Origin of the sequence: Spirosoma profusum (assembly GCF_014699005.1) — a bacterium.
Lineage (GTDB): Bacteria > Bacteroidota > Bacteroidia > Cytophagales > Spirosomataceae > Spirosoma > Spirosoma profusum.
The window spans coordinates 35,944-46,499 of sequence record NZ_JACWZY010000003.1 but is presented as its reverse complement, the minus strand read 5'-3'; the positions used below and the strand labels follow the sequence as shown (position 1 = coordinate 46,499).

The window sequence follows — 10,556 nt, the reverse complement described above, 5'->3', positions numbered from 1 at the left end:
ACGCAGCAAGAACTATTCCTGAAGCGTATGATTCAAATTCATAGACGCTTGCGATGCCTGCATTGGATGCTGGCGAACGGGCTGACGAGCAACGATTCCTTGCCGAATTAACCGTAAAGCATATTCCAGCGTGTAATCACGGTTGTTCATCAGGTCCTCAAAGGTACGACTGGCCGTGAAATCAGGCTCAACAGTAAAGCCATTTGCGCAGCTTTCATTGACAGCGTGCGTCAGCTTCTTAAGCGGCATTCTGACTTGAATACGTGTATTTGGTAACGTAATGGTTTTAAAATGACCGGCAAAATCACCCCAGTACGCACTTCCGCAGGCTTCGCCGACAAACGTACCAATACCCGCATCGAGCGTTTTGGCCATTACCGACGTAGCAGCCGAAAACGAAGCCCCATTCATCAGAAAATACAGATTTCCGGCGAACGCGTCTTTTTTACGTGGCCGATACCGATGCTGCGTCGATCGGCTGGCGAATCCACCCGTTTTATCTGATTTATATTGCAGGCTGAAATTCAGCATAGATATCGGATTCCAGCGCGCTACCAGTTCGGCACGAGCGGCCCGTTTCATTTCTTCATGTGCCATAATTTGAAATGGCTTTGGCATCCAGTAACGTAGCAGTCGAGCCGAGTTCAGAACGATCCCTCCCCCATTCCCCTGCATATCGACAATCAGATTCTGAACGTTTTGCTCCCGAATCTGCTTGAACGCCTGTTTCAACTTCCGATTAAAGGCCCACTGAAACGGATCTTTTTTCTTTAAACCCATAAATGTCGACACACGTAGCACCGCCGTATGCGTCAACGTATCGACGATACGTACCGACAAATTGGAAGGCTGATTAATTTCAACGCCATACCGACGCCGAATCGTGGTTCGGAAGTTGTTCAGAGAGGGGCATTTCAGGCGCGTCTGCCGAACCAACGTATCGCCTTTGAGCTTATACGTGATCGAAATCGAATCCGAGGACCCGTACCAGGCCGCGTAGTAATCGGCAAATTGCACCAGGCTCCACTGACGACGGCCCGAACTGTTATCGCCGTCGGAGCCAGAACGGTCGGCTTCCATTAATTCCTGGTGAAGGTCGGCAACGGTACGTCCATTGATGGTCAGCAATTCCGTTCCGCGCTGGAGACTCGTATCAGCCGATACGTTATGGCTGATATAATACGTATCGTTGACCGGCCGGATGTAAAAGGGAATGAATCGGGTGTTTTTCCCGATGTAATTTTTGCGGTGATTGAGGTTCGTATGACCGTCTTTCAGCGCTGCCACGTAGGGGCTGATGTGCTGATAAAATTTCAGGTACTCAACCGGAGCCGTCAATCCATTGTAGAGCGAGTCATACAGTCGCTCCATCTTCGGTTTTGGCGTATAATAGCCAACTCCCGGATGTAATTGATCGATCTTGTGTTTCAGGTAGCTGAAATCGGCACGGGCTTGTGCAGGACTAATCGTTTGCCCGTTCGCAACTGAACAAAATGCTCCCAGCGACAAACTTGCCAGAAGCAAAATCCCCCCTATCTTCATCAATACAAGTTACGGTAGAGACCAACTCGAGCGAGTTGGCCAGTTTTTGTACGGTGAAGATACAATTCCGCGTAACTATAATCAACAAAAAATGTTTATGAGTTTTATAAAATTTTGTTTCTGGCAGAAACAGGAACGTAACGCTGAACGCTAATACGTTAATAATCAATACTAAATCGGTAGGCTAGCTATCTTTCCGATGCGGAATAACGGTCCAATTTTTTACGCCGGGCAGGTGTTCAGCAGCAATATCAGCCGCTACGTCCTCCAGATTTTCTTCATTGGTCGTAAAAAACAGGCTTTGCGTTTGGTCATCGTTATGGGTTGCGCGCACTTCATAATATTCGTTATGGTGCTCAATGGCGTGCTTGTCAACAAGTTTATACTGGCTCATACGTAGCAAATGCGGTTGATGTTTGAGATGTATAAACTCGTTTTTTAGCAAGCTGTTTACGCGAAGAGCGTAATTACCACCGCTCCCGCCACCATGATACCAGCGCCAATCAGCTTCCGGGCGATGTCTTTCTCCTGAAAAAACTGGTATCCAAACAACACACTGAACAAGGCTGATAGTTGAAACAAGGCCAGCGCGTATCCTACGGGCATACCCGCCAACGCTACGTTACTCGACAGTTGCGTAACGCCCACCGCAAGGCACAAACCAAGAAAGATCAATTTTTCGGAAAACAGACGGTTTAATTGTGGTCGCCATTGTCGGCGCATGGTTAGCCCAATCCAGATCAGCGTGCAGATGAAACCTAAAAGGCACCAGTAAAAAAAGGCAATCGTTGGCGTAGAAACCAGAATAGCTTTTTTTAGAAATACGCCGTCTATGGCCGAGAAAACCAGAGCTGCCAATCGTAATTTTATTTCAGGCCGTTGAAAAATCTGCCACGAAAATCCACTACGTTGTTTCTTATCGGCAAGCACTACGTAGCTACCCACGATAATCAATAAAATTCCGGCCAGCCCCCACCACCCCGGAATTTCATTCAGCAAAAAAATCCCGGTAAGCATTCCGACCACGGATTTATAAGCATTGATTGGCCCCAGTACTGACAAGTCGCCCAGGTGTAGGGCTTTCACCAGGAATACGTTTCCGAACATGGCTAAAACGCTTGTTACAAGCATATAATACCAGAATTCGGCTGGGAGGTCGTACAATCGCAATTGCGGCCAGAAGGCAAGGCAAGTCACACTCAGAAAACCATACGTAGCAGAAATTACAAACAGTGGGTCGGCGGTACGTTGTGTGAGCTGTTTCTGAAATACGTTCGCTAGCGGGTTTGCCACGATACGTAGCAGAACGGCAAAGGCCGTAAACGTAATGAGGGTTGCAAGCATTTTACTGAATACTGGTTGTTTATCGAACTTCCTCAAACATCAAATTTCAAATGAAAATGGCCGATTTTGCCATGCTGACGAAGGATGCATCTTAAAACATCCAAACTTGAGCGTAATGATACGTTAAAATGCTTCCTGCGTCAGCATGACAAAAAGCTGATAAATTAACAGTATTCACTTTCCTGATTCACAAACATTTTGTACCTTTGCGGTCTTATTTTTGAAAGGAGTAAAAAGTGAATCCATTACGCGCATACGACATCCACATTGCTGGACTGGATAACAAACGCTACGAGTACGATTTTACGTCGGACTATGCGTTTTTTGCCGCATTGGAGCAGGAACTCATTCAGAAAGGCAACATTCAGACCCATCTGCTTCTGGACAAATCAGAGACGATGATTCGGCTGGATTTCCACATCACAGGTACTGTTGAACAGACCTGCGATCGGAGCCTGGACGAATATGATGAACCGATTGATACGCGTCAAACGATGCTGTTGAAATTCGGTGATCATAATGAAGAGTTGAGCGACGAAATTGAACTCATCGAACGTAACACACCGACGATCAACGTAGCGCGGTACATTTTCGAGTTCATTGGTTTATCGCTTCCCATGAAACGGCTTCACCCCCGTTTTCGTGACGAAGAAGAAGATTACGCTGATGACGATACGCAGAATGGCCGGGTTATCTATCGTTCTGATCCTGAATCAGCAAACGACGACGATAACCAGCCGGATACAACAGATCCACGCTGGGCTGCTCTACGGAGATTAAATAACAATTAAAATCAGTTGTAGGGTTATAAAGTTGTAAGGTCATATAATTTGTACTCCTTCCAACACCCAACTCTACAACTGTACAACCATATAACTTTATAACTTAAAAAAATGGCACACCCCAAACGACGCCACTCCAGTACTCGCCGTGACAAGCGCAGAACGCACTATAAAGCTACGCCTGTAGCCCTGTCGACCGACGCCCAAACCGGCGAAGTTCATCAGCGGCATCACGCCCACGTATTCGAGGGCAACCTGTTTTATAAAGGCCAAATGATTATTGAGAATTACGCCAAAACGGCCTAAATCTTAGTAATTTCTGATAAGTATTTCGTCGACGTCTTTCCGAAGATGAACGCGAAATACTTTTTTATTGCCCGTTACCTGCCTATTTTTACGCGCATTTAGTTTACTAGTCCAGTTTAACTGGGGGTATTGAACCAACGGAGTCAATGAAAATTGCAGTGGACGCAATGGGTGGCGATTTTGCTCCCGACGCTATTGTGGAAGGAGTTGTAATGGCCGCTGCCGAATTGCCAGAGCAGGTATCTATCGTATTGATTGGTAAGCAGGCTGTCGTTCAGGAATTACTACAGAAACACGGAGCCGATGCTGCTGCCAATATCGAATTGGTCAATGCCGATGACGTTATTGATATGAGCGAGCATCCTACCAAGGCGCTTTCTCAGAAACCCAATTCCAGTATCGGGGTTGGGTTTAAGCTTTTGAAAGAAGGTCAGGTACAGGCATTTTGCAGCGCGGGCAATACGGGTGCTATGCACGTAGGGGCTTTGTTCAGCATCAAATCTATCGAAGGCATACTACGTCCCTGTATCGCGGGTTTTGTTCCACAGATTACGGGGGGACACGCAGTTATGCTCGACATTGGTGCCAACGCCGACTGTAAACCCGAGATGCTGGCTCAGTTTGGTCAGGTAGGCTCAATTTACGCGCAGTACACGTTTGGTATCGAAAAACCTCGTGTAGCCCTGATGAACATCGGTTCTGAAGAGCAGAAAGGCTCGCTAGTAGCACAAGCCGCCCATCAGCTCCTGAAGGATAATCGCAAGATTAATTTTATCGGGAATATGGAAGGGGGTGACTTTTTCGCTGGTATAGCCGATGTGATCGTAACCGACGGATTCACCGGAAACACGATGTTTAAGCTGGGCGAGTCGTTTTACAAAATCGCCAGCCAACGTAACATCAGTGATACGTTCCTGGATAAAACTAACTATGAGTCGGTAGGTGGCAGTCCTATTTTGGGTGTCAACGGCAATGTGATTATTGCTCACGGTATTTCATCGCCGTTAGCCATCAAGAATATGATTAGTCTGGCCATCCGTCAGGTTGAATCGGGTGCTTACACAAAAATCGCACAAGCATTGAGTTAGTCTAAAAGTTTACGGTTTACTGATAATGCTGGGTAACGTAATGCAGATTCGTTACGTTAGCCAACTAAAAACAGAATACTGCGAACGGAGGACTTTTTAATACTGTCTATGAGTAAAGCTGCCATTACTGGAATTCACGGCTACGTTCCCGATTATGTGCTGACCAATGCTGAATTGGAGCGCATGGTGGACACGAACGATGAATGGATTACGAGCCGCACAGGTATTAAAGAACGGCGCATTCTGAAAGGTGAAGGTTTAGGTTCTTCTCACATGGGCGCGAAGGCAGTGGCAGGCTTGCTCGAGAAAACAAACACGAAACCTGAAGAAGTTGATTTATTGATCTGTGCTACCACCACGCCCGATTACGTATTCCCCTGTACGGCCAACCTGATCTGCGATATGGTTGGTATCAGGAATATAGGGAGCTTCGATATTCAGGCAGCCTGTTCGGGTTTTTTGTATGCGTTAACTATTGGGACGCAGTTTATTGAAGCTGGTCGGTATAAGAAAGTTATTGTTGTTGGCGCCGATAAAATGTCGGCCATCACAAACTACACCGACCGGACAACCTGCATTCTTTTCGGCGATGGTGCCGGGGCTGTTATGCTCGAACCAAATGATGAAGGGTTCGGCGTACTCGATTCCATCATTAAATCGGACGGAACCGGACAACACCACCTGTTTCAGAAAGCGGGCGGAAGTCGATACCCTCCCACCCACGAAACGGTAGAAAAGCGTTGGCACTACGTCTATCAGGATGGGCCATCGGTGTTTAAGTTCGCTGTGAAGAACATGGCCGACGTATCGGCCGAAATCATGGAACGGAATCACCTGACTGGTGCCGACGTAGCATGGTTAGTGCCTCATCAGGCCAATAAACGTATCATTGACGCTACGGCCCACCGCATGGGCATTGAGACTGATAAGGTCATGATAAATATTAACAAATACGGCAACACCACAGCCGCTACCATTCCACTTTGTTTGTTCGATTACGAATCGCAGCTGAAGAAAGGAGATAATCTGGTACTTGCTGCTTTTGGTGGAGGCTTCACCTGGGGAGCCGCCTACGTCAAATGGGCGTATTAATTTTATATATGATGTATGAGATAGAATGTATGCGGTTTTCTCGCACTCTAGTTCATATATCATACACTTTACATCATACATCATAAACATGGCAACAACCGCAGATATCCGCAACGGGCTGGTTATCAACTTCAATCACGACCTTTTCCAAATCACGGAGTTCCAACACGTAAAGCCGGGTAAAGGCGCAGCTTTTGTTCGTACCAAACTAAAAAGCCTGACAACCGGGCGGGTTATCGATAATACGTTCAACTCGGGCGTAACCATTTATCCTGTCCGCGTGGAGCGTCGAAAATTCCAATACCTTTACAAGGATGAAACGGGGTATAACTTCATGGACCAGGAAACCTTCGATCAGATCAATATCGACGAAAAACTCGTGGAGGGAGCTGATATGATGAAAGAAGGTCAGGAAGTTGAAATCATGATAAATGGCGAAAACGACACGCCTTTATCGTGCGAATTACCACCATTTGTTGAGCTGGAAGTAACCTATGCCGAGCCTGGCATTAAAGGCGATACGGCTAACAGCCCTAAAAAGCGTGTTGAAGTAGAATCGGGAGCCAAAATTATGGTGCCACTTTTTATCGAATCCGGGCAAAAAATTCGAGTCGATACGCGCACACGGGAGTATGTTGAACGCGTGAAATAACGATTGTTAAACTGTTAGTCGTCAATTCAGTTAGTGAGTAAACACCACTTTTTTAACCTAAACTCCATTAACTGCCTGACAAAAAAATATGACCACGAAAGACATTCAGCAGCTTATCGACTTCATCTCACAATCGGGTTTAGATGAAGTTAACATCGAAACGAGTGACCTGAAAATCAGTGTTAAGCGTTACGGCTCAAGTGTTCCGGCGACCTCAGCTCCAGCACCCCCGGCTGCTGCATACGTAGCACCCACACCGGTAGCGCCACCACCAGCCGCAACGCCCAACGTAGCGCCAACAGCTACTCCTCCAGCCGCTCCCAAAGCTGATACGTCCAATTACGTTACGATCAAATCACCCATGATTGGTACGTTCTATCGGTCGTCTAATCCGGAAACGCCTTCGTTTGTTGAAATCGGTGATAACGTAACAGAAGGAAAAGTGGTGTGCATTATCGAAGCCATGAAACTCTTTAACGAAATCGAGTCGGAAGTATCCGGCCGAATCGTGAAAGTACTGGTCGAAAACGCTACGCCCGTAGAGTACGACCAGCCTTTGTTTTTGGTAGAACCCATCTAACTTAATGAGTGAATAAGCGGATGAGTGAATGAGTGAATAGGCTGACGCAAGCTTTTACTTATTCGCTCATTCGCTCATTCACTCATTCACTCATTATGTTTAAGAAAATATTAATCGCTAATCGCGGAGAGATTGCGTTGCGTATTATTCGCACCTGCCGCGAGATGGGTATAAAGACGGTAGCGGTTTACTCAACCGCCGACCGCGATAGCTTGCACGTACGTTTTGCTGATGAAGCCGTTTGCATTGGCCCCCCTGCTAGCCGACAATCGTATCTGAGTATCCCCAGTATCATTTCAGCCGCCGAAGTGACCGGGGCCGATGCCATTCACCCGGGCTATGGCTTCCTGTCTGAAAACGCCGAATTTTCCCAAATCTGTGCTGATTACGGCATCAAATTCATCGGAGCTACTGCCGAACAAATCAACGGTATGGGCGACAAGGCAACCGCCAAAGCGACCATGAAAATAGCCGGCGTACCCGTTATTCCAGGTTCCGACGGTTTGCTCGAATCAGTTGAGCAGGGCAAGAAACTTTCAGCCGAAATGGGCTATCCGGTCATCGTAAAAGCTACGGCGGGTGGCGGTGGACGCGGGATGCGAATTGTCCGTTCAGAAGCCGATTTCGAGAAAGCCTGGAATGATGCACGTACTGAAGCCGGTGCCGCTTTCGGTAACGACGGCCTGTATCTGGAAAAATACGTAGAAGATCCTCGCCACATTGAAATTCAGATTGTCGGCGATCAATACGGTAAAGTTTGCCACCTATCGGAACGGGATTGCTCGATTCAGCGTCGGCACCAGAAACTAGTGGAAGAAACGCCGTCGCCAATTGTTTCAGATGAACTTCGTATGCAAATGGGCGAAGCGGCTATTAAAGGAGCTCAGGCAATTGGGTACGAAGGTGCCGGTACCGTCGAATTTCTGGTTGATAAATACGGGAAGTTCTATTTCATGGAAATGAACACCCGGATTCAGGTTGAACACCCGATTACTGAAGAAGTAACGGATTTCGACCTCATCAAAGAGCAGATCAAAGTGGCCGCTGGTACTGAAATTTCAGGCCGGAATTATACACCCAAACTCTACGCGATGGAGTGCCGGATTAATGCCGAAGACCCAGCGAACGGCTTCCGTCCATCCCCCGGTAAAATCACAAACCTGCATTTCCCCGGCGGACACGGTGTTCGGATCGATAGTCACGTGTATAGCGGCTACACCATTCCGCCGAATTATGACTCCATGATTGCCAAGCTGATCGTTTCGGGCCAATCACGAGATGAGGTAATTACGCGCATGAAACGTGCCTTGCAGGAATTTGTCATTGAAGGTATCAAAACCACGATTCCGTTCCATATCAAACTGATGGACGATCCTAAATTCCGGTCTGGCCAGTTTACGACGGCCTTCTTGGAAGGGTTTGATTTTAGTACGCTGTAATGTAGACCGTAGGTACGCATTACGTTAGAAAAAACGAGGTGTCTTGCTTTAGTGCTAAGACACCTCGTTTTTATTTAAACCCACCCGAATGAACCACCTTGCTACGGCCGATTATATAGTTTTTCTTATTTATTTCATCATCGTTGTTGGCTACGGATACTGGATTTACCAGCGTAGACGAAAAAAGAGTGTCGACACTCACGATTTCTTTCTGGCAGAAGGTTCCTTAACGTGGTGGGCCATTGGTGCTTCGCTGATTGCATCAAATATTTCGGCTGAGCACTTTATCGGGATGGCAGGTTCTGGCTTTGCTATGGGGCTGGCTATTTCGTCGTACGAGTGGTTTGCTGCCGCTGTACTCATTATTGTAGCTGTATTTTTTATCCCGATCTACCTGCGGAACCGCATCTACACCATGCCCCAATTTCTGGCGCAGCGATATAGCGATACGGTCAGTACAATTCTGGCTATCTTCTGGTTAGTTGTATACGTTCTGGTCAATCTAACGTCCATCCTTTATCTGGGAGCCATTGCCATCGAATCGCTGGTCGGTATTTCGTTTACTACGTGTACCATTGGGCTGGCGGTATTTTCCATTTTCATTACGTTAGGGGGCATGAAAGTCATCGGCTATACCGACGTAGTTCAGGTAGTTGTGCTTATCATCGGTGGGCTGGTTGTTACGTATCTGGCGCTGGATTTAGTGGCTCAGCAAACAGGTACTACCAGCGTCTGGAATGGCTTACTGTCGCTACGTCAAAAAGCTGATTCACACTTTCATATGTTTTTTCCGAAAGGTCACCCACAATACGAAGTGTTGCCTGGTATGGCGTTGGTAACGGGTGGTATGTGGCTCAATAATCTGTATTATTGGGGATGCAATCAATACATTGTTCAGCGGGCGTTGGGCGCCGATTTGAAAACGGCACGTAGCGGAATTCTCTTCGCGGCTTTTATGAAGCTTATGATTCCGCTTATCGTGGTTATTCCGGGTATAGCTGCTTATGTATTGTATCAGAGTGGGCCTTTCCGAGACGCGATGACCGATGCATCGGGCGTAGTAAAGCCCGATCACGCTTACCCGGTACTGATGAATCTGTTGCCTGTCGGTATGAAAGGGCTGGCTTTTGCTGCATTGACGGCTGCTATCGTTGCGTCTTTAGCGAGTAAGTGTAATTCGATTTCAACCATTTTCACCCTCGATCTGTACAAGAAGTACGTTGCTCCAAAAGCATCGGAGCAGAAGTTGGTCAACGTAGGGCGATGGGCGGTTGTCGTATCGTTTGCCATTGCGCTCGGTATTGCTCCTATGCTACGTTCGCTCGATCAGGTGTACCAGTACATACAGGAGTACACCAATTTTGTTACGCCGGGCATTTTCGCCATTTTCTTACTAGGCTTTTTCTGGAAACGCGCCACCAATCGGGCTGCCCTGACAGTGGCTATTCTAACACTTCCTTTTTCGCTGTTACTTAAATTCTGGCCAGACGTAATGGCTAACTTCGGTATTGAAGCTGAGCCGATTCCGTTTCTACACCGCACGACCTGGGTTTTCTGCATCGACGTAGTATTGATGGTTCTTGTCTCGCTGACGGACCCTGCTAGTCACAAAGCGAACGATACGATTATTGTCGATAAAAGTATGTTCCGGGTAACACCTTCGTTTGTGGTTGGTTCTGTGATAATTTTCGGTATTTTGGGCGTATTGTACACCGTTTTCTGGTAATACCC

Annotated in this window: 11 protein-coding genes; 8 read left to right on the top strand and 3 right to left on the bottom strand. The window is 47.1% G+C overall.

The window, feature by feature from the left end; all coding sequences use genetic code 11:
- Positions 1 to 12 precede the first annotated feature (12 nt).
- The 3 genes from IC229_RS04895 to IC229_RS04885 all read right to left on the bottom strand — a co-directional run bounded on the left by IC229_RS04895 (position 13) and on the right by IC229_RS04885 (position 2,886).
- Positions 13 to 1,542: a S41 family peptidase gene (locus IC229_RS04895; RefSeq protein ID WP_190885822.1), complete on the bottom strand. Its 1,530-nt coding sequence runs from the start codon at positions 1,540 to 1,542 to the stop codon at positions 13 to 15.
- A gap of 184 nt (positions 1,543 to 1,726) precedes the next feature.
- Positions 1,727 to 1,936 (bottom strand): hypothetical protein, encoded by a 210-nt coding sequence (locus IC229_RS04890; RefSeq protein ID WP_190885821.1) that lies wholly within the window; start codon positions 1,934 to 1,936, stop codon positions 1,727 to 1,729.
- Between the two features lie 56 nt (positions 1,937 to 1,992).
- Entirely contained in the window at positions 1,993 to 2,886 is an 894-nt protein-coding gene (locus IC229_RS04885) for an EamA family transporter (RefSeq protein ID WP_190885820.1), read from the bottom strand.
- A 236-nt stretch (positions 2,887 to 3,122) separates the two neighbouring features.
- Here IC229_RS04885 and IC229_RS04880 point away from each other — a divergent pair, with 236 nt between their 5' ends.
- The 8 genes from IC229_RS04880 to IC229_RS04845 all read left to right on the top strand — a co-directional run bounded on the left by IC229_RS04880 (position 3,123) and on the right by IC229_RS04845 (position 10,551).
- A complete protein-coding gene (locus IC229_RS04880; RefSeq protein ID WP_190885819.1) occupies positions 3,123 to 3,677 on the top strand; it encodes a YceD family protein in 555 nt (184 codons plus the stop codon).
- Positions 3,678 to 3,779: 102 nt separating this feature from the next.
- A complete protein-coding gene (gene rpmF / locus IC229_RS04875; protein WP_157587039.1) occupies positions 3,780 to 3,974 on the top strand; it encodes a 50S ribosomal protein L32 in 195 nt (64 codons plus the stop codon).
- Between the two features lie 146 nt (positions 3,975 to 4,120).
- Complete coding sequence (plsX, locus tag IC229_RS04870; protein WP_190885818.1) at positions 4,121 to 5,062, top strand: phosphate acyltransferase PlsX; 942 nt, start codon at positions 4,121 to 4,123, stop codon at positions 5,060 to 5,062.
- Between the two features lie 108 nt (positions 5,063 to 5,170).
- Positions 5,171 to 6,154, top strand: coding sequence for a beta-ketoacyl-ACP synthase III (locus tag IC229_RS04865; RefSeq protein WP_190885817.1), 984 nt, complete (start codon positions 5,171 to 5,173; stop codon positions 6,152 to 6,154).
- An 88-nt stretch (positions 6,155 to 6,242) separates the two neighbouring features.
- A complete protein-coding gene (gene efp, locus IC229_RS04860) occupies positions 6,243 to 6,806 on the top strand; it encodes an elongation factor P (protein ID WP_190885816.1) in 564 nt (187 codons plus the stop codon).
- An 88-nt stretch (positions 6,807 to 6,894) separates the two neighbouring features.
- The gene (gene accB / locus IC229_RS04855) at positions 6,895 to 7,386 is read left to right on the top strand and encodes an acetyl-CoA carboxylase biotin carboxyl carrier protein (RefSeq protein WP_190885815.1); all 492 of its coding nucleotides are present in this window, start codon (positions 6,895 to 6,897) and stop codon (positions 7,384 to 7,386) included.
- A gap of 95 nt (positions 7,387 to 7,481) precedes the next feature.
- Entirely contained in the window at positions 7,482 to 8,825 is a 1,344-nt protein-coding gene (accC, locus tag IC229_RS04850; protein WP_190885814.1) for an acetyl-CoA carboxylase biotin carboxylase subunit, read from the top strand.
- Between the two features lie 88 nt (positions 8,826 to 8,913).
- Positions 8,914 to 10,551 carry a sodium/sugar symporter gene (locus IC229_RS04845; protein ID WP_190885813.1) on the top strand — a complete coding sequence of 546 codons (1,638 nt, stop codon included), beginning with the start codon at positions 8,914 to 8,916 and terminating at the stop codon, positions 10,549 to 10,551.
- Positions 10,552 to 10,556 lie beyond the last annotated feature (5 nt).